At 57.9% G+C, this 25,362-nt stretch carries 22 protein-coding genes; 7 read left to right on the top strand and 15 right to left on the bottom strand.

The window, feature by feature from the left end:
- The first annotated feature begins 108 nt into the window (after positions 1–108).
- The gene (locus tag EXY20_RS21905; protein ID WP_135554241.1) at positions 109–1,902 is read left to right on the top strand and encodes an adenylate/guanylate cyclase domain-containing protein; all 1,794 of its coding nucleotides are present in this window, start codon (positions 109–111) and stop codon (positions 1,900–1,902) included.
- A gap of 278 nt (positions 1,903–2,180) precedes the next feature.
- On the opposite strand, the gene EXY20_RS21900 is transcribed toward EXY20_RS21905, so the two are convergent.
- The 9 genes from EXY20_RS21900 to queF all read right to left on the bottom strand — a co-directional run bounded on the left by EXY20_RS21900 (position 2,181) and on the right by queF (position 13,252).
- Positions 2,181–3,086 (bottom strand): dihydrodipicolinate synthase family protein, encoded by a 906-nt coding sequence (locus EXY20_RS21900; protein ID WP_135554240.1) that lies wholly within the window; start codon positions 3,084–3,086, stop codon positions 2,181–2,183.
- Positions 3,083–4,780: a sialidase family protein gene (locus EXY20_RS21895; RefSeq protein ID WP_135554239.1), complete on the bottom strand. Its 1,698-nt coding sequence runs from the start codon at positions 4,778–4,780 to the stop codon at positions 3,083–3,085. The genes EXY20_RS21900 and EXY20_RS21895 overlap by 4 nt, the downstream gene beginning before the upstream one ends.
- A 46-nt stretch (positions 4,781–4,826) precedes the next feature.
- Positions 4,827–5,708, bottom strand: coding sequence for a carbohydrate ABC transporter permease (locus EXY20_RS21890; protein WP_135554238.1), 882 nt, complete (start codon positions 5,706–5,708; stop codon positions 4,827–4,829).
- 8 nt (positions 5,709–5,716) lie between these two features.
- On the bottom strand, positions 5,717–6,634 hold the full coding sequence (locus EXY20_RS21885) for an ABC transporter permease (protein ID WP_135554237.1): 918 nt from the start codon (positions 6,632–6,634) through the stop codon (positions 5,717–5,719).
- A gap of 82 nt (positions 6,635–6,716) precedes the next feature.
- Entirely contained in the window at positions 6,717–8,327 is a 1,611-nt protein-coding gene (locus EXY20_RS21880; protein ID WP_135554236.1) for an extracellular solute-binding protein, read from the bottom strand.
- Positions 8,328–8,572: 245 nt separating this feature from the next.
- Positions 8,573–10,936: a helix-turn-helix domain-containing protein gene (locus EXY20_RS21875; protein WP_135554235.1), complete on the bottom strand. Its 2,364-nt coding sequence runs from the start codon at positions 10,934–10,936 to the stop codon at positions 8,573–8,575.
- A 260-nt stretch (positions 10,937–11,196) separates the two neighbouring features.
- Entirely contained in the window at positions 11,197–11,433 is a 237-nt protein-coding gene (locus EXY20_RS21870; RefSeq protein WP_135554234.1) for a ferredoxin, read from the bottom strand.
- Between the two features lie 171 nt (positions 11,434–11,604).
- Positions 11,605–12,909, bottom strand: coding sequence for a DNA polymerase IV (locus EXY20_RS21865; protein WP_135554233.1), 1,305 nt, complete (start codon positions 12,907–12,909; stop codon positions 11,605–11,607).
- Entirely contained in the window at positions 12,896–13,252 is a 357-nt protein-coding gene (gene queF / locus EXY20_RS21860) for a preQ(1) synthase (protein ID WP_135554232.1), read from the bottom strand. Before queF ends, EXY20_RS21865 begins: the two co-directional genes overlap by 14 nt.
- Before the next feature lie 189 nt (positions 13,253–13,441).
- Between queF and cimA the strand changes: the two genes are divergently transcribed.
- Positions 13,442–15,058, top strand: coding sequence for a citramalate synthase (cimA, locus tag EXY20_RS21855; RefSeq protein WP_135554231.1), 1,617 nt, complete (start codon positions 13,442–13,444; stop codon positions 15,056–15,058).
- A gap of 83 nt (positions 15,059–15,141) precedes the next feature.
- On the opposite strand, the gene EXY20_RS21850 is transcribed toward cimA, so the two are convergent.
- Positions 15,142–15,681 (bottom strand): TlpA family protein disulfide reductase, encoded by a 540-nt coding sequence (locus EXY20_RS21850; protein ID WP_235886133.1) that lies wholly within the window; start codon positions 15,679–15,681, stop codon positions 15,142–15,144.
- Positions 15,682–15,836: 155 nt separating this feature from the next.
- On the opposite strand from EXY20_RS21850, the gene EXY20_RS21845 reads away from it, so the two are divergent.
- Positions 15,837–17,141, top strand: a complete 1,305-nt coding sequence (locus EXY20_RS21845; RefSeq protein ID WP_135554230.1) for an MFS transporter — start codon at positions 15,837–15,839, stop codon at positions 17,139–17,141.
- Between the two features lie 154 nt (positions 17,142–17,295).
- Positions 17,296–17,736, top strand: a complete 441-nt coding sequence (locus tag EXY20_RS21840; protein ID WP_167859418.1) for a Mov34/MPN/PAD-1 family protein — start codon at positions 17,296–17,298, stop codon at positions 17,734–17,736.
- A gap of 11 nt (positions 17,737–17,747) precedes the next feature.
- Here the strand turns inward: EXY20_RS21840 and EXY20_RS21835 are convergent, their stop codons facing one another.
- From EXY20_RS21835 to EXY20_RS21825, 3 genes are read right to left on the bottom strand one after another with little or no spacing between them, the layout of a single operon-like run.
- Entirely contained in the window at positions 17,748–18,482 is a 735-nt protein-coding gene (locus EXY20_RS21835; RefSeq protein WP_135554228.1) for an exonuclease domain-containing protein, read from the bottom strand.
- Positions 18,483–18,515: 33 nt separating this feature from the next.
- Entirely contained in the window at positions 18,516–19,598 is a 1,083-nt protein-coding gene (locus tag EXY20_RS21830; protein WP_135554227.1) for a DUF294 nucleotidyltransferase-like domain-containing protein, read from the bottom strand.
- 50 nt (positions 19,599–19,648) lie between these two features.
- The gene (locus tag EXY20_RS21825; protein WP_135554226.1) at positions 19,649–21,034 is read right to left on the bottom strand and encodes an ammonium transporter; all 1,386 of its coding nucleotides are present in this window, start codon (positions 21,032–21,034) and stop codon (positions 19,649–19,651) included.
- Positions 21,035–21,330: 296 nt separating this feature from the next.
- Between EXY20_RS21825 and EXY20_RS21820 the strand changes: the two genes are divergently transcribed.
- Together EXY20_RS21820 and EXY20_RS21815 are read left to right on the top strand one after the other, a co-directional pair.
- Positions 21,331–21,792, top strand: a complete 462-nt coding sequence (locus EXY20_RS21820; protein ID WP_207671317.1) for a MerR family transcriptional regulator — start codon at positions 21,331–21,333, stop codon at positions 21,790–21,792.
- A gap of 36 nt (positions 21,793–21,828) precedes the next feature.
- Positions 21,829–22,509, top strand: coding sequence for a zinc metallopeptidase (locus tag EXY20_RS21815; protein WP_135554225.1), 681 nt, complete (start codon positions 21,829–21,831; stop codon positions 22,507–22,509).
- Between the two features lie 306 nt (positions 22,510–22,815).
- Here EXY20_RS21815 and EXY20_RS21810 read toward each other — a convergent pair whose 3' ends face one another.
- Positions 22,816–23,724: a diacylglycerol/lipid kinase family protein gene (locus EXY20_RS21810; RefSeq protein WP_135554224.1), complete on the bottom strand. Its 909-nt coding sequence runs from the start codon at positions 23,722–23,724 to the stop codon at positions 22,816–22,818.
- Between the two features lie 46 nt (positions 23,725–23,770).
- Positions 23,771–24,658 carry a LysR family transcriptional regulator gene (locus tag EXY20_RS21805; RefSeq protein ID WP_135554223.1) on the bottom strand — a complete coding sequence of 296 codons (888 nt, stop codon included), beginning with the start codon at positions 24,656–24,658 and terminating at the stop codon, positions 23,771–23,773.
- A gap of 118 nt (positions 24,659–24,776) precedes the next feature.
- Between EXY20_RS21805 and tpx the strand changes: the two genes are divergently transcribed.
- Positions 24,777–25,295, top strand: a complete 519-nt coding sequence (gene tpx / locus EXY20_RS21800; protein WP_135554222.1) for a thiol peroxidase — start codon at positions 24,777–24,779, stop codon at positions 25,293–25,295.
- Positions 25,296–25,362: the final 67 nt, after the last annotated feature.

Below are 25,362 nucleotides of genomic sequence, written 5' to 3'. Positions count from 1 at the left end.
ATAGTTGCAAAAATGTGGCGGTACTCACACAAATAGCGTTGTTGGAACATCGGGAATTTTGTATGATGGTGGGGAGTGTTTGGAAATATTCTCATAAGGGAGCCGGTTATGAAGAAACAACTGAAAGTGTCATTGATAGGCAACATCCCGATCGTGCTGATTTGTTTTCTGCTCGTCAGCTCGCTTTCGGTGCTGAGCAACGCGCTTTACGATTTCAACATGAGAAACTCGATGTCGCAGGAGTATCACCAGGACATCGTCGTGGTCGGCATCGACGACAAGTCGCTCAAAGAGAACGGCGCATGGCCCTGGGATCGGTCCAAATACATCCCGCTGATCGAGAACCTGGAGAACGCCGGCGCCAAGGTCATCGCCTTCGACGTCATGTTCAACGAAGCCGGCGCCAATGCGGAAAGCGACAAGAAGCTTGCCGAAACGCTCGGCAAGTACAAGAACATCATTTTCCCCGCGCAGGCCGTGTTCGAAGGCGGTTCGTACGACTTCGACAACACGTCGACCGCCTATCATCCGAAGAACGGCCCGATTGAAGCGAAAGGGCTGACTTCGTCGCTCGAGCTGTTCGGCAAAGTGACGCAAACGGCCCACATCAACGCCGATCTCGACAAGGACGGCGTCATCCGCAACACGTTCCTGCAGGTCAAAGTGCCGAACAGCGCGGCGCCGCTGCCGTCCATGGCCGTCAAGGCGGCCGAAATCGCCGGCGTCGACGTCACATCGCAGCTGGACAAATACCCGAACAAGGAAATGGCAATCCGCTACGATCTGCTGTTCTCCGACTTCCAGACGATTCCGTTCGTCGATGTCGTCAACAAGGCGCCCAAGCTGAAGGACCGCATCGTGCTGGTCGGCTTCACCGCCAACGGCTTCGAGAACGACGACGGCAAAACGCCGATCGAAAAGAAGACGAAGCTCATTTACGTGCACGCCAACATCATCAACCAGTTGATCAACGACAGTCACATCAAAGACGCCGGCATCGGCCTGACGCGCCTCCTGATCGCCGTCATGATCGCGCTTGCGCTGCTGCTGACGTGGCTGCTGCGCCCGACGTACAGCGTTATCGCCGTGTTCGTGCTGCTCGCGATCGCGCTGGGCGGCCAATATTGGCTGTTCGCTTCGCAAGGCTTGTTCGTCAACGTGGTCAACCCGATCGCCGCCTTGCTGCTCACGTTCCTTGTCAACATCTCGATCAAGACGTATTTCGAAACGAAGCAGAAAAACTATATCACCAAACAGTTCGGCCGATACATTTCGCCGGAGCTTGTCAAGGAAATCGCCGCCAGCGACCAAGAGATCAAGCTGGGCGGCACCAGCAAGGAGCTTACCGTTCTGTTCCTCGACGTGCGCGGGTTTACGCCGCTGTCGGAGAAGCTGAGCCCGGAAGAAGTCGTCGGCTTCCTGAACATGATGTTCGACTTGATTACGGAGCGCGCGCTCGCCAACCACGGCACGATCGACAAATTCATCGGCGACGCCGCGATGATTCTGTACAACGCGCCGCTCGACGTGCAGCACCATCCTTACTATGCGGTCAAATCGGCGTTTGAGATTCAGAAAGGGATGGAGAAGGTGCGCGCCGACGTGCTGGAGAAATACGGCGTAACGATCGCCGTCGGCATCGGCATCAACACCGGCCAAGTGGTCGTTGGCAACATCGGCTCCTATTTGCGGGTCGACTATACGGCAATCGGCGACAACGTCAACACGGCGGCGCGGATCGAATCGAACACGCAGCCGAACCAGGTGCTTGTTTCCGAAGCTACCTACGAATTGACGAAAGATTATTTCGAATACAACTGCATCGGCGAAAAAATGATGAAAGGCAAATCGGTGCCGGTCAAGCTGTACGAAGTGCTCGGCATCGTCAAGGCGCCGGCCTAAGCGTCCCCGTCACGAAATAGCCATCAAAAAATGGCTTATTCGCCTGCTTTCACCCCATTCATTACAAATAGCCAGTAAAAATACTGGCTATTGGGGCCAAATCGCTTCAAAATCAAGCTTTTCAAAGAAATAGCCAGCGATTTCGCTGGCTATTTTGCTGCTACCCGCCATTTTTGGCGGAATAGCCAATCAAACATGGCTTATTTCAAAACAGACGAAAAAGGACCTCCTGTTCCGCCGCCAAGCGGAGCAGGAGGTCCTTTCATGATCGAGCTGCCTCAACCGCGTTTCACCCGCTCGAGAAATTGCGCCAGCCGCTCCATCTGCGCGTCGTCGAGCGAGCTGTAGGGCAACCGCCGCCACCTTTCGGCTACGCCGGCCAGCTCCATCGCGCCGTGAATGACGGCGTCGAAGTTCATGCCGAGCTCCGCGATGAACGCCATGAACGGCATGTCGACTTCCTGGACGATGCTCGCCGCTTCGGATATTGCGCCCGTCTCCACCGCGGCCCAGTAGCGGTGGGCGACAGACGGCATAAACCGCATATACATCGACAAGTACGCTTCCGCTCCATAAGGCAGCACATCCAGATGGTTCTCCTTGCGCCCCCCGGACAGAAACGACCAGCGACCGTTCGCCATACCGGCAAGCTTGCGTCCGTAAGCGCCGCAAATATCGTCCTTCACCGCCACGATGCCGTTGTCCCGCTCCAGCAGCCGCGCAATCGCAGGCAGCGGAACGCCGACGCCGGGGCCAAGCGCCGTCACCAGCATGACCGGCATAACTTCGGCAATTTGCTCGAAGTGAGCGATCAACGTTTCCTCCGTGCACGAGCCGGCCCAGTTCGGCGGCAGCGGCATGAAGACGTCGACGCCAATTTCGCGGCAATACGCCGCGAAACGAATCGATTCGCCGGTCCACCAGTTGCCGGCGCCCACGACCAGTCCGCGCCCGGCCGTTTGTTCGGTGACGATGCGCGTCACGTCCCCGATCTCGCGGTCGGTAAGGACGCTGAACAGGCTGTCTCCGTACGTCAGCAGAATCGTGCCGCTGTCTGCGGCGATCGCGTATTCCACGCAGTTGCGCAGCCCTCGCTCGTCGATATTGCCGTCCTTGTCGAACGGCGTGCTGATCGACGAAATCGGCCCTTGAATGCCATGCCGAATGCGTTCCCGGTCCATCATTGCCGCAACTCCCCCTCTTTTTGCCCGGCCGGTGCGATGCTGCGCAGCGATTCAATCAACAGCTCGCCTTCCGCCTCAAGATGAAAACGGACATAAGAAACGCCGCCGCCGCGCTCAAGCTGCGGCAGCATGCCGGCGAACGCGCCGTTTGCCCGCAAGGAGGCCAGCTCCCGCGTGCAATCCCAGCCAATGACAAACTCGCGCCAGCCGCCAGCGTCCGCAGCCGCAGCACCGTTCGCGCCCGCAACAGCCGCCGGCTTTTTCCCGGGCAGCGGCAAATACGGCCCTTCGTTGGCACGCTGAACCGACAAGCCTCCTTCCGGCTCAATCCGCATCCGGAACAGGCCCGCCTGACGGTTGCCCGGCAGCAGGAACGACTCCGCCAGCGTCAAGTAGGCGCCGGCGAATCTGTTCCCTGTGCGAAGCTTTATCGCAAGTTCTCCTTTGGCGAGCAACGGGAAATTCCAGGTCACGCCGGCTGAAGGCCCATTTTCCTCTACATTCAACCGCAACGCGCCGGCACCTTCCCGCCCGGGCGCCATGTCCACCCCTGCCTGCGTCGCCGCCACTTGCGCGAACTGTTCCTCCCCGTACAACTCCTTACCCAGCGCCGCCTCCGGCTCCGCCAGCCAGGCCGGATCGAAACGCACCGTTCGAAACACCAGCGATTGTTCAAACCGGGCCAGATGCACATCGTAATAGCCGACAAGCACGCCGCCGTCTTCCAGCTCGGCCATCCACGGATAACAATACAGCTGATCATCGTCGTCCCCGCGCCGCATGCCGACAATTTCGCGATATCCGCGCCATGTGCCGTCCGCGCCGCGAATCGCGGCAACAAGCGACTGCCGCGCATAGCTGATGCCGCCGCGGAACGGTTCGCCGTTGCAATGGTTCCAGACCATCACAATCGAGCCGTCCTTCAAACGCAGCAGTCCGGCCGGCGCGTTCGAGGAAACGAACGCCGTCGGCGACGGCGCGCTCCATGTCGTCCCGCCGTCCGCCGAATACGACTCGTACAGCTTGCCCGCTTGCGTGCGGATGACCATCCAGACGCGGCCGTCCGGCAGTTCGACGGTGACGGGTTCGACGGCGCCGGACTCGCTTTCGCTGCCGCCGTTATCGAGCGCCAAATCGCTGTCCGCACGCCGCCAAGACTCCCCGTGATCGTCCGAGTATATCGCCGTGCTGACGAAACAACCCGTTTGGCGCTGCGACAAATAAGAGAACGGCACAACGATGCGTCCGCTGCCCAGCACCGTAACGGCGTTGATCGAACCCGTATACGAATGGCCGTAATCGATCAGCCGCGGTTTCGACCAAGTGCGTCCTTCGTCCGTCGACGTTATCGCGCGCATCTCGATCTTCCGCTCCGCATACGGCAGATGCTCCTCCCAGTCGAACAACACCAGATACAACTGGTGAATGCGCCCGGCCGCATCCGCAAACAGCGCATAACCGAGCGCCAGCGCCCCTTGTTCGGGATGGGAGACGATCGCCTCCGGCTCGCTCCATGTACGTCCGCCATCGGACGATCGGCGCAACAGCAAATGCTGCGCGACGTCAAGCTTCCTCCACTCCGCCGACTTCCGTCCTTCCACGTAAATCGACAGCAAACTGCCGTCCCCGAGCACGATGAACGGCCCGATTTTTCCCGACGGCATCATGCGCCGCGGGGCTTGTGCCTGTTTCAAGGCCAGCACCTCCGTACCTTCCCTGGATTGAGGCCAAACTCATGGCCTACCCTTTGATCGAACCGATCAGAACGCCTTTGACGAAATGCTTCTGCAGAAACGGATAAACGAACAAAATCGGCAGCGTCGTTACGATAATCATCGCCCCGCGCAGCGACTGCGGCGACGGGCGATGCAACAGATCGGCCATCAGCTCGGCGTTCATGTCGCTGCTTGTCATCGACAGCACGACGCGCCGCATCAGCACCTGCACCGGCATCAAATCGAGATTGTTGATGAAGATCGCCGCGTCGAACCAGGCGTTCCAGTGCCACACGGCGTAAAACAGCCCGATCGTCGCCATCGTCGGCTTGCTGAGCGGCACGACGATGCGGATAAGCAGCTGCAACGGCGTCGCGCCGTCGATCGTTGCGGCTTCCTCCAGACTTTCCGGAATTTGCGCGAAGAAGCTTTTCATAATCAGCAAATTCCATGCGCTGATGAGCGAAGGGACGATCATTACCCAGAACGTATTGACGAGATACAACGATTTCAACAGCAGAAACGTCGGCACGAGGCCGCCGCCAAACAGCATCGTGGCGAAAACGAGCGAAATGAATGTCCCCCGCCCCGGCAACGATTTGCGCGACAGACCGTACGCCATCATCGCCGTAAACAGCAAATTCAGCATCGTGCCGATCGTCACGCGAAGCAATGTAATGCCGTATGCCCGATACAGCGCGGATCCTCCGTCCAGCAGCGTCCGATACGCCGCCCCGTCGAGCCGGTGCGGGAACAGAATGAAGCTGCCGCGACGGATCAGTTCGTCCTCGCCGACAAGCGAAGTCGCAGCGACGATCAGGAACGGCAGCACGAACAGCAGCGACAACGCCGCAAGAAAGCCGTAATTGAACACGCCGAACGCTTTTTCTCCGAATGACTGGCGCATGGGATCACCTACCAGATGCCTTCCTGGCCGAATTTGCGCGCCGCAGTGTTCGCCCCTACGATCAGGATCAGCGCGATCACCGATTTGAACAGGCCGACTGCGGTGCCGAACGAATATTTCAACTCCACGAGCCCCATCCGGTAAACGTACGTGTCGATGATGTCGGCCACCTCGTACACCGGCGGAGAATACAACAGAAAAATTTGCTCAAACCCCGCGTCCATCACATGCCCGATCTGCAGAATCAGCAAAATGATCGCGATCGGCCGAATGCCCGGCAGCGTAATATGCCAGGTCTGGCGCAGCCTGCCGGCGCCGTCGACCTTGGCGGCCTCGTACAGCTGCTGGTCGATGCCGGCGATGGCGGCCAAATAAATGATGCTGCCCCAGCCGATTTCCTTCCAGATGCCCGATACTACCAGCACCGAACGAAAATACGACTTGTCCGCGAGGAACATAACCGGCTCGATGCCGAGCTTTAGCAACACCGTATTGACGAAACCGCCATCCATGTTGAGCAGCGTGGTCGTCAATCCCGCGAGAACCACCATCGAAATAAAGTGAGGCAAATACGAAAGCGTCTGGACCGTCCGCCGGAACAGGACGTGATGTGCCTCATTCAGCAGCAGCGCGAGCACGATCGGCGCGGGAAACCCGAATCCGAGCCGGTAAGAGCTGATCGCAAGCGTATTGCCGATGATGTTCCAGAAGTAATAGGACTGGAAAAAATGGCGAAAGTGCATAAATCCGACCCAATCCGCCGCCAGCATGCCGGAAAGATTCGCAAACGGCGATACGTCCTTGAAGGCGATAATAATGCCGTACATCGGCGCATAATGGAACACGATAAAATAGGCCAGGCCCGGTACAACAAGCGCGTAATAAAGGCGATGGCGTTTGATCCTGCCGACGGATTGCGCAAACATGACGAACGATCCTCCTTCCGCCGGTCGCCGCGCCCGCCGCTATCGCTGCTTGCGCAAGGAAAGACGGACGCGGCATTCGCGCTTACTTCTTGAATTTGTTGTATTCCTCGGTAAGAACGGCGCTCAGGGTGTCATGGCCCGCCTTGCTAAGCTCGGCGAGAAACTTGTCGTATTCCGCCATCGGACGAGCGCCCATGACGAACTTGACAATTTCCTGGTCGATCGTCCGGTCGATATCCGCCATCATCGGTACCTTTCCCGAAATCGCCTTGCGGTCAAACTGATAATCGACGGTCGCGATGCCGTACGCCTTCGACTTGCTCGGATTGAACTGCACGTTTTTGATCAAATAGTCCGAATAATCCACTTTGCCCGGCAACGGCGCTTCGGTGACGATCACCGACTGCATCGTATAAGCGAGCGTCGTGAACGGAAGCAGATCGCCGAGATAATCGTAGTTGAGCCTGATTTGCACCTGATTTTTCGATTTGTCAAGGTATTTCCAGTTGTCGTTCTCAATGCCGAAGAACAACAGGAAATAGTTTTTGATATCGGAGAAAATCCAATCGAGCAAACGCATCGCAGCTTCCGGGTTCTTCGAGTTTTTGTTCAGCATGATTCCGGAGCGGCTGGCGCTGCCGCGGCTGGCGGCAATCCCCTTCGGTCCTTTCAGATCGAGCGCAACGTATTCGGCTTCCGGCGCAACCTTGCGAAGCTCGTTCAAGTTTGTGCCGCCCATGAGCGTTTGATAGATTGCCGCGGCACCGACCCGATTTTGTTTGATCAGTTCGTTCTGCCGGTCGCGGTTTAACGCAAACGATTCCTTGTAGATCAGCCCTTTTTTGTACCAATCGGCCATTGCGCCGACGAACGTCTTGTAGCCGGGATTGTAGACCACTTTCTTCACTTTGCCGTCCGTATCGAGGAAATCCCCGTAGCCGACGTCCATGAAACCGCCCGCCAGCGCGCCGTTCATGCCGTTCAATCCGGCCGAAGGATTGTAATCCGTCAGCAGCGGGATCGTCTGGCCGTTGCCTGCCGGATCTTTGTCTTTAAACGCCTGCAGCACGGTTTCGAGCTCCTCCATCGTCGTCGGCTGCGGCAATTTCAGTTTGTCCAGCCAGTCCTTGCGCACGAGCACCAGGTTGCCCGAATTGGCCATGTTGGTCGGAATGCCCCATATTTTTCCGTCCGGCGTCGTCAGCGCGTCCCAACCGATGCTCCAATCGGACCGCCATTGCTTGCGAATGTTCGATCCGTACTTGTTCAGCAGGTCGTTCAGCGGCATTGCCGCGCCGTTCACCTGGTGCTGCTCCATCGTGCCGACGAACAGATCGAGCGGATCGTTCGAGGCCAGCAGCAGGTTGAGCTTCTCGTTCGGCGAATCGGCCGACCGCGGTACAGTGACGATTTCGATGCCGGTCTGCTCAAGCACGATTTGCTGCACCTTCTTGACCGCTTCCGGCTTGCTCGATTTGCCGAGACTCGTTGCCAGCCCGATGTCGTAGATGTACACTTTTTCGGGCGCCTTCGGTTTTGCGCTGGCGCTTGCAGCCGGCGCTGACGATGCCGACGGGGAAACGGTCGCATTCGCCCCCTTCGAGCCGCCTTCCGAACAAGCGGACAGCGCCGTTACCGCGAACAGCGTCGTCGCCAGCAGCGCATACGGCAACGCGTGTTTCTTCATAGCCATGTCATGCCCTCCCTTGTGATGGTACAAACGTGCAACTGTCACCTTCGTCGCTTGCCCTTTGGCCGAGTGCAAACGATTTCATTCCGGCGTCCGCTTTGCCGGCGAAGCGGCCGTTGCCTGTATTGTAGGTCGGTTTCGGCGCAGGAAACAGGCCCGGGTCATTGTTTTTATGGCCACGTCGGTGACATCCGGGATGCCCGGTTGATTGCCGCAATGGCGGAGTATGAGTCGCCGGCCGGCCGGCATCATTCCTCCTGCGGCGCGTCGATCCCGTTCTGCTTGCGGAATTCGCCGGGCGATACGCCGCAGTACGTTTTGAACAATTTGATGAAATAGCTCGTTTTGTAATACCCGACCTGCTGGCTGATTTCCTTGATTTTGTCATTGCTGTCCAGCAGCAGCCGTTTGCTCTTTTCCATGCGGAGCCGGGTCAAATAATCGGAGAACGTTTCGCCCGTATTTTCCTTGAAAATGCGACTCAAGTACGAAGGGTTCAACCCCAGACGGTCGGCGACTACCGCCAGCGATATTTGTTCGCCGTAGTGCTGCTCGAGCAGACGCATCGTCTGGTCGATGTGACGGTTGTATTTTTCCCGGAAGGCATCGCCGATCCGCAGCGCCACATTGTCGATCATCCGTTCGAACCAGGAAACGATGGCGTGCCAGTCGTTCATTTGCAGCAGCACGCTGTACAAGTTGCGGTCGGTTTGCATCAGTTCGTTTAAATCGACCCGCAGTTCGTTTGCCGCCGCCACGAAGCTGCTCAGCAATCGCACGAACGTATGCTGGATATGGTGATGGGGGACGAACCCGTTCTGTGCCCGGATGTCCCGCAGCATTTCGGCGAATACGCCCCGGGCGCGGGCCGGTTCGCCGCCGATTACATAGCCCAGCAACGCCGTTTCCTTCTCCTTCGGATACGACAGCAGCGGCGTGCCTTCCAGACGAACGTCGTCGATATAAATGACGTCGCCCGTGCCCGTGACGCTGCGATAACGAAGCGCCTCCTGCGCCTGCTCGAACGCCCGCTTCAGCCCATACATGTCGCCGGCGTATTCGCCGATGCCAACCGAGCAGCGGATGCCGAATTGATGCCATGCCTGCGAAATGATTCGTTCGGCGATCGCCGTCTGCTCCTGCAAGTCGTGTTCGCTGCCGTTCAGCACAACGACGAATTGCCCTTCGGCCAGTTCCATCACGATCCGTTTCCGCCCGGCCGGCAGTTCTTCCTCGATTCGATCCAGAAGTCGCAGGGCGTCGATTTTTTCGCGTTCGATGTCGGGCTTGCCGAGTTTCGCCTCCTCCACCGCAACAAGCATCAGCAACAACCCGTCCAGCCCGATATCCAGTCCGAAAAACCGCAGCCGGTCTTCGATTTCCGCACGACCGATCGTTGTGCCCCGCAGCAGGGAGCGGACGAATTTCTCCTGGCTCGCCGGCATGCTGTCGCGCAGCCGCTGCTGCAAGTTCGTGCGATCCTCATAAGCTTGCTCGAGGCTGCCGCGAATCAACCCGAATTCCCCGGGCTCCTGCGAATCGTTCGAATCGGCATCCCGGCCCGGTACAAGCGGATCCTTGTTGCGGATAAATTGCAGCAGCCGGGGAATCGGGTGGTAAATACTGCGCGTGGTGACCATGACCAGCAGCCCGGTGGCGGCTGCGAGCAGCATGCAGGTAATCAGCGCAATCCGGCGCATATTGACGACGCTGCTGTACAAATCGTCAAGTGCGGTCGCCGTCACGAACGTCCAGCCCAGCTTGTCGGAAGCGAGCGCGGTAAGCAGCATCTTGTTGCCCGCGTACGTATTCACGACCGGGATGGCCGGAGCGGAACGCAGCTGCCGCAGCATCGATTCATCCGCGCCGATCGTCGCATTCAGCGGATTCGCCGAATCGTAAAGCATCATGCGGCCCGATTCCGACAAGATGAAGAATGCGCCGCTGCGCCCGTCGCTGAGCGGATTGACGAAGCTGCGGTAAAGCGCTTCCGCATCCAGATTGACGATCAAATAATTGCCGACGGCCGGAGACAAATAAACGATCGGAATCACTTCCTTGACGCTCCCGTCCTTCAACCGCGCCATCCGCGGCTCCGCGAACGTCGGAACGGACCTCATCGCATCGCCGAACGATTGCCAGCCGGGATCGTAAAATTGCTCCGGCCGATATTGCCCGCCGTTCGATTCGATCAATAATTGCTTGGCGCTGTCGAACAAGTAAACCGAATAAATGTACTCGTTCGCTTCCTTGAGCGCGTCAAGTCCCGCGTACAGCCGCTTTTTGGTGCTGATGTAGCTGTACAAACCGGGCAATTCCTCGTCGCGGTAAACGCCGTCCAGCGTTTCATAGTAGGCCCCCCGCGGGAAAGTTTCGAATTCGCGCAGCGCCTTGTCGAACGAAAGCAGGCGGAAGCTGTTGCCGATTTGGCGGCTGACGATTTCCATCGCATTGACCGTCTGCCGCAAATAATCGTTGTTGGCGTCCTGCAGCTCCCGCTGCATCGTCTCTTTGGCGTTGTAGTAAAACAACAGACTCGTCGCCACAATCGGAGGCAAGGAAACTAACAGCGTAAAGACGATCAGCTTGACATAAAATTGCCGTTTTACCATTGCGGTCCCCCCGGACTGGTTCAAGCAACCGTTTTCATCAGCGTAGCACAACGGCGGCAAGCCTCGCCAACCCAAATTGCGCCTCTCCCCGGGAAAGAGCCTGTCGCGTCATCAACCTGGCCACAAAAGTAAAAAAGCGGGTACGCCCCGGGCGTCCCGCAAACCGCTTGCATCGACCAAATCAGTTGTGCCCGAGTTGGCCGCAAACACGCAAAAGCCGGCATCCGCAATTGCGGTGCCGGCTTCGGTCGAGAGGAGGCTTATTTATTAAACGGCGAGTCGCCCACTTTGATTGAATCGGTCGGGCAGCCGTCTTGCGCGTCTTGCAGATCGTCGTACAGGTCTTCCGGAATTTCCGTCGTGCCGTGGTTGCCGTCGCCGTCGAAAATGACTTCCGCAAGTCCCTCGTCGTCGTAATCGTAAATGTCGGGTGCCGTCGCTCCGCATGCGCCGCAGGCGATACATGTATCTTTCTCCACCCAGGTGTATTTTGCCATGATAAAACCTCCTCAAAAGTGTCCTCTATGATATCCTCAAACTCAAATATAATATAATTCGTCCCAAAGTTCAAATACGGATAATCGATGAAATGTTTCGCCCGTACAGAACGATTGCCCTGCCGGAACGTATATCCCGCAAGGCCCGGAGCCGCTCGCATCCCCTCTCGGCTACTCTTCGAACGGATTGTCCCCGTCGCGCTTTTCTTTCAGATGATCCATCTGCAGCGAAGTCCCCCGCCGCTTCCGATCGCGGATCAGCGCGGAAGGGTCGTCGCCGATCATGCCCAGCGTCAGAATGGCGCTTTCGCCGAACTTGTCGCGAATACGGTCCATCGTCCGGTTGAGCTGCTCCTTGCGGGGCTGCTTCTCGTAATCGAACAGATCCAGCTGGATGGCCGCGCGCTCCCGCTCCACCAGCGATTGCAGCGTAATGCCGAGCAGCCGGACCGGCTTGCCTGGCGTCCAGTGCCGCTCGAACAACGCGCATGCTTCGCGGTAGAAAACATCGTAGTCGTTGGTCGGCGTATCCATCGTGCGCGAGCGGGTGATCGTTTTCATATCGGGGTCGCGAATCGTAATTTGCACAGTCGTCGCCACCAGCTCCTGCCGGCGCAGCCGGCGGCCGACCTGATCGGCCAGGTTGAGGAACACGCGGCGCACATCGGCGGCTTCGGTCAAATCGTGCGGCAGCGTCGTCGTATGGCCGATCGACTTGTTCGCTTCCTGCTCCGGGTTGACCGGGGACTCGTCGATGCCGTGCGCCGCCAGCTTCAGCCAGCTGCCGACCACGCCAAAATGGCGAACGAGCAGCTTCTCGTCCGCCGCCGCCAGCTCGCCGATCGTGCGGATGTTCAGCCGCTTAAGCTTGTCCTCGGTGCGCCCGCCGATGCCGTACAAATCGCGGCACGGCTTGCTCCACAGCACCTTCGGGACGTCGCGGCGGCGCAGCACGACAAGGCCGTTCGGCTTTTTCATATCGGAAGCGATCTTCGCCAGCAGCTTGTTCGGCGCAATGCCGATCGAACAAGGCAAGCCCAGTTCGCCGCGAATGCGCCGCTGGATCGTTTCCGCAATCTCAAGCGGCGTGCCGAACTGCTTGGAGCCGGTAACGTCGACGAACGTCTCGTCGATCGACATCGCTTCGATCAGCGGCGAGTAATCGTAGGCGATCGCCATAAACCGGCGGGAAAACTGGCGGTACAAGTCAAAGTCGGGGCGAATCAAAATAAGCTCCGGGCATAATTTCAGCGCTTCGCTGACAAGCATGCCGGTTCGGATCCCTCTCGCCCGCGCCGCATACGAGGACGTCACCAGAATGCCCTTGCGCAGCTCGACGCTGCCGGCAACGGCATTCGGCTTGCCAGCGTACAATTCCGGCTCGACCGCTTCGTGCACGGAGCAATAAAACGCGTTCATATCGATATGGAGGATGACGCGGCCCTGCTTCGGATAATAGTCGTCAATCCGCCGCATATTCGGCACGGACTGTCGTATAGATGCCCCCGCGCACGTTGAATTTGCCGACTACCTGAAGTTTGCGCGGCTGGATTTGCTCGACGAAATCTTTCAGGATGCGGTTCGTTACATCCTCATGGAAGTGGCCTTCGTCGCGGAAGCTCCACAAGTACAGCTTGAGCGACTTCAGCTCGACGATGGACGGGCCGGGAATATATTTGAACGTAATCGTCGCAAAATCGGGCTGGCCGGTTACCGGGCAAAGCGCCGTAAACTCCGGGCACTCGATTTCCACTTCGTAATCGCGGTCCGGATGCGGGTTAGGCACGGGCAGCAGTTCTCTGGTCGGTTTGGTCGACATGAAACAAACACCTCCGGGTAAGATACTATTCAGCATACCGAACGCGCACTGTCCGGTCAAGGCCACCTGGCCGTTCCGCCGCTGCCTTGATCCCGCTCCCATGCTTCTTCACGTGTGCAAAACGGATGCAATTGCCGGAAAAGTTATGGTATAATAATCTTTATTGATCGAATCTTAGGAGGACGTTTCATGGCCACTACCATCTCGGTGTTCGACACGACGCTGCGCGACGGAACGCAAGGCGAAGGAGTCAGCTTGTCGGCCGAAGACAAATTGAAGATCGCACTCAAACTAGACGCGCTCGGCGTTCATTATATTGAAGGCGGCAATCCGGGGAGCAACAGCAAGGACATCGAATTTTTCGAACGGGTCAAGGCGCTGCGCCTGCAAGCGAAAGTGACGGCATTCGGCAGCACGAGACGCAAAGGCATTCAAGCCGATCAGGACGTCAGCCTGAACCGGATTATCGATTCCGGGGTACGCGCCGCGACGCTGGTCGGCAAAGCATGGGACTTCCACGTCACGACGGCGCTGCAAACGACGCTGGAAGAAAACTTGGCGATGATTTACGACTCGTTCTCCTACTTGAAGCAGCAAGGGCTGGAAACGATCTACGACGCCGAACATTTTTTCGACGGCTACAAGCATAACCCGGATTATGCGCTGGCGGCGCTGCGCAAGGCAGCCGATGCCGGCGCCGAATGGATCGTGCTGTGCGATACGAACGGCGGCACGCTGCCGAACGAAGTTTTCGAGATCGTAGGGCGCGTGCGCGCGGAAATCAATGCCCCGATCGGCATCCACACCCACAACGACTGCGAACTGGCGGTCGCCAATACGCTTGCGGCCGTGCAAGCCGGCGCCAGACAAATTCAAGGCACGATCAACGGCTACGGCGAACGTTGCGGCAACGCCAATCTGTGTTCGATCATTCCGAACCTGCAGCTGAAGCTGAACTATCCGTGCCTGAGCCCGGAACAACTGCAGATGCTGACCGGAACGGCGCGTTACGTCAGCGAAATCGCCAATGTGCATTTGCCGGTCAACCAACCTTATGTCGGCGTCGCCGCATTCGCGCACAAGGGCGGCATTCACGTGTCGGCGATCATGAAGGATTCCAAAACCTACGAGCACATCGCCCCCGAGCTTGTCGGCAACAAACAGCGCGTCCTCGTATCGGAGCTGTCCGGCCAAAGCAACATCATCGTCAAGGCGCAGGAATTGAACTTGAACATGAACCTCGAGAACAAGGAAACGCGGGCAATCATCGACAAGATCAAGGATCTGGAGCATCAAGGCTACCAGTTCGAAGGCGCCGACGCCTCGCTGGAGCTGCTGCTGCGCGAAGCGAGCGGCGATCTGAAAGAAATTTTCAAGCTCGAGTCGTTCAAGATATTGGTCGAAAAAAATGCCGCCAGCGCCGTCGTGTCGGAAGCGATCGTCAAGCTCAAGGTACACGGCGAAACGGTTTATACGGCCGCCGAAGGCAACGGACCGGTGAACGCGCTCGACAGCGCGCTGCGCAAAGCGCTGCTGCAGTTTTATCCGGCCATTCAGGAGATGCACCTGTCCGACTACAAAGTGCGCGTGCTTGACGAGAAGGACGCCACCGCGGCCAAGGTGCGCGTTCTGATCGAATCGACGGGCTTCGGCAGCACATGGAATACCGTCGGCGTATCGGAGAACATGCTGGAAGCAAGCTGGCAGGCGCTCGTCGACAGCTTCCGTTACGCCCTCATCGGCAAAACGCGCATCGGCCAATCGCACGAAACGAACCGGGACCAACTCGGGTTGGTCAATCATTAATGGCAGGCAAAAACGCGAAAGCCGCTTAAAGACGAATCCTTCGTCTTCAAGCGGCTTTTTTCGTTTACCTGCCCGCCGGACGGCTAACCGTCGATCAAACGCTGCATCTTGCGCGACAGCTGCTCGTACGGGAGCCCATGGAACGTATCGACGACATAACCGTCGCGGTCGATCAGGAAGCTCGTCGGAATAACGGAGAAGCGGTATAACGACGCCGCCTCGAGTTTTTTGTCCAGCAGGATAGGGAAGGTGAGCTTGTTGCCCGCAACAAACGACCGCACCGCCTTCATCTCGTCCGTCTTCGTCACGTTAACGGCGTACAAGTCGAACTGCCCGCCGAACGCCTCGAACAGCCGCTGCAAATCCGGCGCTTCCTCCGCGCACGGGCCGCACCAGGACGCCCAGAAATTGAGCAGCACCGGCTTGTCCCTTTTGCCGCCGACCGTATACGTTTTGCCATCCAGTCCATCCAGCGCAAAAGCGGGAGCCAAAGCACCGACTTTCGGCGCAACGACCGCGTCAGCTTGCGGCGAAGACATCGCGGCAGCATTAACTGCCGGCAAAGGCACCAACGCCAGCCAAACAGCCGTGGCCACCAAAAGCCATCTCCATTGTCGTTTCATGTTCGCCGTCCTCCTCACGCGTTTCAAGACTGCCGGTTCTTCTTTTCCCAGCTTGCCCGATTTTACCGGTTTTATCCTTCTTTCACCGGTATGCCGGAGCCCGGCCCAGGGAAAACTGAAGCGGAAATCTTGTCCGCAGAGGAGTCGTAACGCCAATGGAAAAAACAAAACCGAAGCGGCTTTCCATTTCGTTCGAAAGTTTGATCGAGCCGCGGGAAGCAAGCGACCAGCGTTCGGCAAAAACAGCGGACAACAAACCGCAAAAATCCCGCGCGTTGTGGCTGGAGTTCGCTGCGCTGGCGACGGTGCCGCTCGTGCTGGTGCTCGGCAATTCCATGCTCGTGCCGGTGCTGCCGCAGCTCGCCGACAAGCTCGGCATCAGCAAGTTTCAAAGCAGCCTGGTCATTACGCTGTTTTCGCTGACGGCGGGCCTCGTTATCCCGATTTCCGGCTACTTGTCCGACCGCTTCACGCGCAAAGCCGTGCTGATTCCTTCGCTTATCGTTTACGGCGCGGCGGGCATATTGGCCGGATTCGGCGCCGTATGGGGTTCTTATACGATCGTCATCGTCTCCCGCGCGATTCAGGGCATCGGCGCCGCCGGCACCTCTTCCGTCGCCATGGCGCTCGTTGGGGACAAATACAAGGGCGGCACGGAAAGCCAGGCGCTTGGCTTGATCGAAGCGGCCAACGGCACCGGCAAAGTCGTCAGCCCGATCTTCGGCTCCTTGCTGGCGTTGATCGTCTGGTTCGCGCCGTTTTTCGCCTTTCCCGTCTTTTGCCTGCTGTCGCTGCTTGCCGTTATCTGGATGATCGACGAACCGGCCGATCAGTCTCCCCCGCTCAAGCTGAAAGCTTACGTCAGCGCCATCGGCGGTATTTTGAAAGAGAAGGGCCGTTGGTTGTTGACCTCGTTCGCCGCCGGATCGATTGCGCTGTTCCTGCTGTTCGGCGTGTTGTTTTATTTGTCCAACATGCTGGAGGAGAAGCCGTACGAGCTGGGCGGCGTCATCAAAGGGCTTGTGCTGGCGATTCCGCTGCTCGGCATGGTCGTTACCTCTTACACCACCGGAGCATCGATCAAAAAAAACGGCATGCTGATGCGATGGCTGATGAACATCGGATTGTTGACCATGACCGTTTGTCTGACGCTGGCCATTTTTTTCAATACCAATCTGTATGTGTTTATCGGCCTGCTGACGCTGAGCAGCATCGGCTCCGGCCTGGTGCTGCCTTGCCTGAACACGCTCATCACCGGCGCCGTCGAACGGGCGCAGCGCGGCATGATTACCTCGCTCTACAACAGCCTGCGCTTCTTCGGCGTCGCCGCCGGACCGCCGGTATTCGGCTGGATCATGGACCGCTCGCTCACGTGGATGTTCGCTTCCTGCGCCGCGCTGTCGCTGGCGATGCTTGCGCTCGTCTTTTTCCTCATTCGGCCGCCGAAGGAAGCGGGTTAAAACTCGTCCCCGTCGCCCGCCGTGCGCTATAATGATTTCATTGATCGAAGCAACTCAGCGAAGCAGGCTCGGCGCTAGTTGTAAAAATCATTGCCGATTGGCCCTGAAGAGCGGCCCAATGCGGTAATGGAAGAAAACCGATGGGGACGGGATTGTGTTGCAGGAAATTTCAATCGCAGCAAACGAGTATGCCGCGCTCATCGACTATTTGTCCGGCCAACTGCCGTACGAGGGCTGCGCCGCGCTCATCGGGTTTGGCGGCGGAACGGATGGCCCCTTGCACATCTTGCGCATCAAGCCGCTTGCGAATGTCGCGCCGGACAACCGCCGCAGCCGGTTCGTCGCCGATCCGCGCGAGTGGACGAAGCTGCTGTTCGCGGCGCCGACGGACGGCGCCCGGCTGGTCGGCATCGCCCATTCGCATCCGTCCGCCGCTCCCGCTCCGTCCGCGGAAGACGCCGGCACGTTGTGGCATACGCTGCCGACCCACTGGATCGTTTCCTTCGCCGCACCCGCTCGCCCCGTCGTCCGAGCTTACCAAATAAGACCCTGCCTCCCGGCGCGGGAGCAGAGTCTTCGGATTGTCAATGGATGAAGCCTCAATAGTCAATAATGGCTCAGCTTCGCATACAAATCGCCCAGCGTCGATACGTCGCGATCGCGGATGCGGCCCACCATCTTCGACCACATGCGCGCCGTCATGAGCGAATCCTCCAGCGCATGATGCCGCTTCGTCACCTGGATATCGTACGTTTCCAGCATCGAATCGAGGCAGTAGCTCGGCCGCTTCGGATGAAGCCATTTGGCGATCATCATCGTATCGAGCAGCCGGTGCGACAAGCTGACTTTGGACGTTTTCCACAGAGCGGAATTAAGGAAATGTTTGTCGTGTCCGGTGCCGTGAGCGATCAGCACCCGCTGCTTGACGAAATCGAGAAAATCGTGCAGCGCTTCGATCAAATCCGGCGCATCCGCCGCCAAACGATTCGTGATTCCGGTCAGTTGTTCGACGTCTTCGGATATTGTCCGCTTCGGATTGACGAAGCTATGGAACGTTTCGTTTTCCTTCACCTCGTCGCCGACCATCACAACCGCGCCGATCGAAATGATTTCGTCGCCATTGTACGGGGAAAAGCCCGTCGTCTCCAGATCGAACACAACGGACTCCATATCGTCAAGCGTCACCTCGTACAGCGAGTTTTTGCGCTGCTCCTTCATTGCCGATCGAATGAAAGCCATCTGCTGGGCGCTTTGCGCATTAAACATCGACGTAATCGCCGGCGTAATGCCGCCCATTTTGTACAAATGCCACATTCGCCCGGCAGGGGTCATGTCTTTCATCCTCTTCACCTTCTCTGCCGATTACTCCGTCCGTTATTCTCCCTTTTCAATCGCCTCGCGAATATGGGTATTCACGTATCTCTGCAGCTGCGTGCCAATCTTCAAACAAAGCTTCAAATCGTGCTTGCGCTCTTTCGTCAAGTCCGTCGCCGCCAACTTGCCGCGCGATGTATAACGGCCGTCCTCAAGCTGAAACGGCGTCAGCGAACGCAGCCGCAAGTTGATCTCGAGCGCCTTCTCCCAGGCCCGCATTTCTTCCGCCCTGTCCGGACACGCGGCGCCCAGCGCTTCGATTCTCCCGACCGTGCTCGTCGCCCCAATGCCGTGCGCCATCGCCAGCAGCCGGATGGCATTGACAAGCGGAATATACGACCCGTACTTGATGTCGACGCCGCCCGCGTCTTCTCCGTACCGCTCGCGGATCAACTGGCCGAACGGACCGAGCGACACCTTGCGGTGCAGCGTGTTGTGCAGCAGGTGCTCCAGTATGTCGCGATGCTCGTTTACGTAGGCAAGCAGGTACGCTCGAATCGCCGCCGCAAGCTTATCGTCACCGGCAAAACAACGCATATCGGCCACGATCAGCAAATAGCGCATGTGCTCCCAATCCGGTTCGGTCAGCCATGACCGCAGCGTCCCGATCCACGCCGACAACGGCTTGCGCCATGCCGGATTCGTGCACACCACATCGCCTTCGCAGCGCGGATACCCCGCCTCCTCCAGCCCCTCGACAAGTGCCCCTCCGAACTGCTCGTAGTAGCGCTCCGCCTCGGTCTCCTGCCCGTCTTCCGGGTCGGCGTAGACGAGGCCGTTGTCCTGGTCGCTCCAGAGAGTCTGTTCCCGCCTGCCGCCGCTGCCGAACAGAAGGAACGCATAGGGCGCCGCTTCCGGCATCGCCAGTCCGCCCTTCTGCAGCTTGCGCTCCGTCAAGGCGACAACCCGCGCGACGATCGCATCATGCACATCGTTCATCAACGCGTTCCAGGCGATGCCGTCCAGCAACAGCGGATACCCATGCAGCGTTTCATGCGCCCGATCCCTTATCGTCCGCAGATGTGCGATCGTTTCCGACCGCGCAACTTCCGAACGAAACGTCTCAAGCTGAAATCGCTGCATGGGTGGCATCCCCTTTATCGACTAAGGTGCTTATCTCTCGACGGCGGGTCTTACGCCGAAGTCGTATGCGAAGCTTTTTTCAGGTGCTCCGGATAACCGTACGTACCGTGCTCGCTCAAGTCGAGACCGATAATTTCTTCTTCTTCCGAAACGCGCAGACCGATCGTTGCCTTGATTATACCAAGGATAATGAAGCTGAGCACGAGGACAAAAGCGAATGCGCCGACCACGCCGAGCGCCTGCACGCCCAATTGATGCAAACCGCCTCCGTAGAATAAGCCCGCACCGCCTACTGCCGCACGCTCTGCCAGCTCCGGCGTTGCGAAGAAACCGGTGGACAACGTACCGATGACGCCGGCAATACCGTGAACGGAAAATGCATAGACCGGATCGTCGACTCCCATTTTCTCAAACCATTGCGAGGTGAAGAAGGTGATGATGCCCGCGATCGCGCCGATGACGGCCGCCGCCCACACTTCGACGAAGGCGCAGGATGCAGTGATGGCAACCAGTGCGGCCAGCACGCCGTTCAGCATCGCCGGAACGTCGGCTTTGCCGAAGTACATCCAAGATACGATGATCGCCGCTACGCCGCCTGCCGCCGCGGCCATGTTCGTCGTCATGGCAATATAGCCGAAGTAGCCGTCATTGAGTGCGCCAAGGCCGCTGCCGGGGTTGAAGCCGAACCAGCCGATCCACAGAATGATTACGCCGAGCACGGACAACACTTGGTTATGGCCCGGGATCATGTTCGGAGTTTTATCTTTATTGAATTTGCCGATCCGCGGCTTGAGCAGAATGGTGGCGACCAAAGCCGCCGTTGCGCCTTGCAGATGCACGACCGTCGAGCCGGCGTAATCTTGCATGCCGATCTTGGCGAGCCAGCCGCCGCCCCATACCCAGTGAGCTACGATCGGATAAATGATGGCCGTAAACAGAATACCGAAGATGAAGTAGACCGGCAGCTTGCCTCTTTCGGCGAAGCCGCCCCAGGCGATCGCAAGCGAAACGCCGGCGAAGGCGAGCTGGAACAGGAACTTGATGCTGATCGGCACATCGGAGAAGGACAACGAGCTGAAGGCCGCTTGTTCCTGCGCCGCCGTACCGTCGACGAAAAAGCCGTGAAGCCCCATAAAGCCGTTGCCGCCATCGTCGCCGAAGGCGAACGCAAAACCGAATGCCCAGAACACGATGGCGCAAATACCGAAGGTCAGAATCGTTTTGCCTGCGACGTGGCCGGCATTTTTCATCCGGGTCGACCCGGCTTCCAGCAGCGCAAAACCCGCCTGCATGAAAATGACGAGCACGGCCGCGAGCAAAATCCAGACCGAGTCGATGGCCGTTTGCAGTGCTGCCGGTGTCGCGTCGTCCGCAAACGCAAGCGTCGGGAAGAGCAGCGACATAATGCCTGTTGCCATTAGTAACTTCTTGACCAACGAGACCACATCCTTCTTCTTTGTGTTAGTTTATATAACACGTTTTGAAAATCTTAATGTCATTATATACAGAGGTGTAAGTTTTGACAACACATATTTTTGCAAAATACGAAAAATAACCGCCGTTTGACGAAAATAATTCGTGTTTTGACCCTATTGTGTAATGTATATTAACACTTACTCTCGTGTAGACCTATTCGTCGCCTGGCAAAAGCATCACGTTTGACTGTATGGTTCATTTTCAGTATCATGTGGCTATACGCGCTATATAGAGGAAGGAATCATTTGCGGCTTGCATGGGAAAGGACGGAGAAGCCAATGGGGAGTTGACGCTGTACCGCATCGGACAATTGGCGAAACTGTCGGGCGCCAGCCCGCGTACGATTGACTACTATACGAAGATCGGGCTGATCGAGCCGGAGAAACGATCGGATAGCAATTATCGGTTTTATAGCGATGAAACTTTGCTGCGGCTGAAACGTATTGAAGTGATGAAACGCGAGAAGTATACCTTAGAAGAGATCAAAGTCAGCCTGGACAACATGCACAAAGTAAGCAGCGACGAACACGTGGCAGATAAATTGACATCATTGCAGCTGCATTTGCGGCAGTTGGAGCAGGAAGCGAAGGAACTCAGTCCGATCATCGACCAGCTTAAGCCGACGCAGCTCAAACGCATGTACAAGCTGCTTACGCCGCAGAGTGTCGCTTGTATCGAGGCCTTACTGATTTTGCTCGGCAAGGGTCCGCTTCTTTAAAAGTACTTTTTAACGACTCGAGGAGGGAACGCGGTTATGCTTTTTCATCCGATGGACATCCTGATCTTTATCGCTTTCGGCCTGTCGATGTGGGCATCGTTCCGGGTCAGAAGCACCTTCAATCGCTGGGCGGAAGTTCGCGCGACGTCGGGCATGACCGGATATGACGCGGCGCGTCGCATGCTGGACGCGGGCGGGCTGTACGACGTGGCGATCGAAGCGGTTCCCGGCACGCTGAGCGACCATTACGATCCGGTCCATCGCGTGGTGCGGTTGTCCGAGCCGGTTTATTACGAAAGCTCGATTTCGGCCATTTCCGTCGCCTGCCACGAAATCGGCCATGCGATCCAGCACAAGGAGCACTACCCGATGCTCGTCGCCCGGCACAAAATTTTCCCGGTCGTCAACTTCGCATCCGGCGTGGCGCCCATCCTGCTCATTATCGGCATGCTGCTGTCGATGGCCAACCTGGTGCTGATCGGCATCATCTTCTTTTCGGTAGCGGTGGCGTTCCAGCTCATTACGCTTCCGGTCGAGTTTGACGCAAGCAACCGCGCCCGCAAGTTGATGCTGTCGTACGGGTTCGTGACACGCGAGGAAGAACACGGCGTCGCCAAAGTATTGAACGCCGCCGCGCTCACTTACGTCGCCGCCGCGCTGATCTCGCTGCTGCAGCTGCTCAAGTTCGTTATGATCTTCGCGAACAATCGCGATTGATGCGCTTTGCTCCACTCAGCTCAAAAAGGCAACCATCGGGACCCCGAGAGGTTGCCTTTTTTGTGTCGAACCGATCCCCGCCATACCTTTCCATCCAAAATAGGCCACAAAAAATAACTTATACGCGCCATTTTGCTGCTCTCGTCGAAAATAACCAGCGAAATCACTGGCTATTGTGATCCAACCTCGACAAAATCAACATTTCAGCGAAATAGCCAGTGAAACCACTGGTTATTTCGTCGCGGTCAGCCACTTTTGACGAAATAGCACGGAAAACATGGCCTATTTTGAATAGCAGCTCACGCTCTACCGCCCCTTCAACACCAGCAGCGCGCCTGGCAGCACTTCGATGCACTGTTCGCTCCCGTCCGCCTGCTCGCCGTCCGTATGCGTCACCAGCGGCCGCGCCGGCGTCAACCGAACCGTGCGCCCGCTGTAGAAGCTCACCTCCGGCCTCGCCGCATGTTTGCCGCTGTACACCAGCGGAAACAACAGCAGCAGCTTCAGCCGGCCGATTCCGCTGACGACGCACAGCTCCACAAGCCCGTCGTCGCAGCGGGCACGCGGCGCAATGTACATCCCGCCGCCATAAGGCGGGATGTTGCAGGAGGCGATCAGCCACACGTTGTCATGCCGGTATTCGGCATCGTCAACTGCAATAACGATCGAAGTCGGGCGATAGGTCGCCAGCACCCGTACCAGCGATAACACATAGCTGAGCTTCCCCAGGCGCAGCTTGTTCAGCAGCCGCTTGTACGACGCGCGGTTGGTCGTCTGCGCCACTTCGCCATCCAGCCCGGTGCCGGCCGCATTAACCGCCACCCGGTCGCCTAAGCGCAATAAATCGATTGCCGCCGGTTTGGCCGCCAGCAGCTCGTGAAGCGCTTCCAACGGTGCCGAACGCAGCCCGTGGCCGCGGGCAAAATCGTTGCCCGAGCCGGCGGCGATATGGCCGAAGGGGCAAACCGGCGTCAAGCCGGCCCGCCACAGCCCGTTGACCGTCTCGTGAACGGTGCCGTCCCCGCCGACGGCGACTACGGCCTCAGGCGCCCATTCGCGAACGAGCCGTATGGTCAGCTCGCCCGCTTCTCCGGGGCCAGTCGTCAGCGCCGCCCGATAGGCGACGCCAAGCCGCGTCAGCTCCGCCTCCACCTCGCGCCACACCCGTTCCCCCCGCCGATTGCCGGCGGCCGGGTTCACAACAAAAACGAACATTCCCGCTCCCCATCCCTGCCCGCCTGGCTTTGGCGCGACTGACACCCTACGTTTGAAAATAGGTCAGCAAAAACGACTGAAACTGTTCCGCAACCGGCGAAAGCTTCTCGTTCTTGCGGCGGATCAGCCCGATGGTGCGCGTGATGCACGGTTCGATGATTCTCACCTTGGCCGGCTGCAGCGGATTCGTTTCCATAAGCGCCATCTCCGGCAAGATGCTGACGCCAAGGCCGGCCGCCACCAACCCGCGGATCGTATCGGTTTCTTCGCCTTCGAACCCGAGCTTCGGCACGAAGCCGGCTGTTTTGCACGCATCGAGCACGATGGAGCGAAGCGAATATTCTTCGCTGAACATAACGAACGGTTCGTCGCGCAGCCGATGAAGCTCAATTTGCGATTCCGCCGCCAACGCATGATCGCTCGGCATAATGGCGAACAATTCCTCCGTAAGCAGCAGCTCGCCGGAAACGTGATCGTGCTTCTCCGGGAACGGCGAAATGAACGACAAGTCGATCTCCCCGCCGAGCACATCGCGAATCAAGCTGTTGAACGTCCCCTGCTTCAGCCGAAACTTGACGTTCGGATGCGAATCGCGATATTTGGCGACAACGGTTGGGATCAGATTGATGCCGAGACTATGCGGAAATCCGATGCGGATGACGCCCGTGGAAGGATCGAGAAACTCGTGCACCGCCGTAACGGCGCGTTCCAGCTCGTCCAGCACCGTCTCCACGCGGGCCAGAAACAGCTTTCCGGCCGGCGTCAATTGCAAATTTCGGCCTTTCTGGACGAACAACGTAACGCCCATCTCTTCCTCGAGCTGATGAATTTGCCGGCTTACCGCCGACTGCGCGACATGCAGCTCTTCCGAGGCTTGCGTCACGTGCTGTTTTTTGGCCACTTTCACAAAGTAATGCAGCTGTCTGAGCTCCACGATTGGTCCTCCGCATCCGATCCGTTATCCGATTGGACAATTGTTCTTTTCCAATATTATAATAGGAGTTGTATTTTTGCCACTCGATCGCCATTTCCCAAAAGGAGGAAGTTATCCGATGTCTCAAGAACGCACAGGCGTTGCCACATTCAAAGGCAACCCGCTCACACTGATCGGAAATGAAGTTAAAGTCGGCGATACCGCCCCCGATTTCACCGTGAACAAAAACTTGCTGGAGGAAGCGACACTTGCCACCTATGCCGGCAAGGTGAAGCTGATCAGCGTCGTTCCTTCCCTCGATACAGGCGTTTGCGACGCGCAAACACGCCGGTTTAACGAAGAAGCGGCCAAGCTTGGCGACAACGTCGTCGTCCTGACGGTCAGCGTCGACCTGCCCTTTGCCCAATCGCGCTGGTGCGGCGCCGCCGGCATCGACAAAGTCGTGACCCTGTCCGACTACAAAACGAACTCGTTCGGCAACGCTTACGGCGTCTTCATCAAAGAATTCCATCTCGACATGCGTTCGATTTTTGTAATCGATCAGAACGACAAGGTACAATACGTGGAATATTTGAAGGAAATGACCGAACATCCGAACTATGAGGCGGCCGTAGCGGCAGTCAAAGCGCTCGTGTAAGGGAACGTTTCCCTTCCATGGTCGCAGAAACAGCGGGATAGCTTGCGGCTTCCCGCTGTTTTTGCGT

This window comes from Paenibacillus cymbidii (assembly GCF_004764705.1).
Classification (GTDB): Bacteria; Bacillota; Bacilli; order Paenibacillales; family NBRC-103111; genus Paenibacillus_AN; species Paenibacillus_AN cymbidii.
This window is presented reverse-complemented; position numbering and strand designations above follow the sequence as displayed.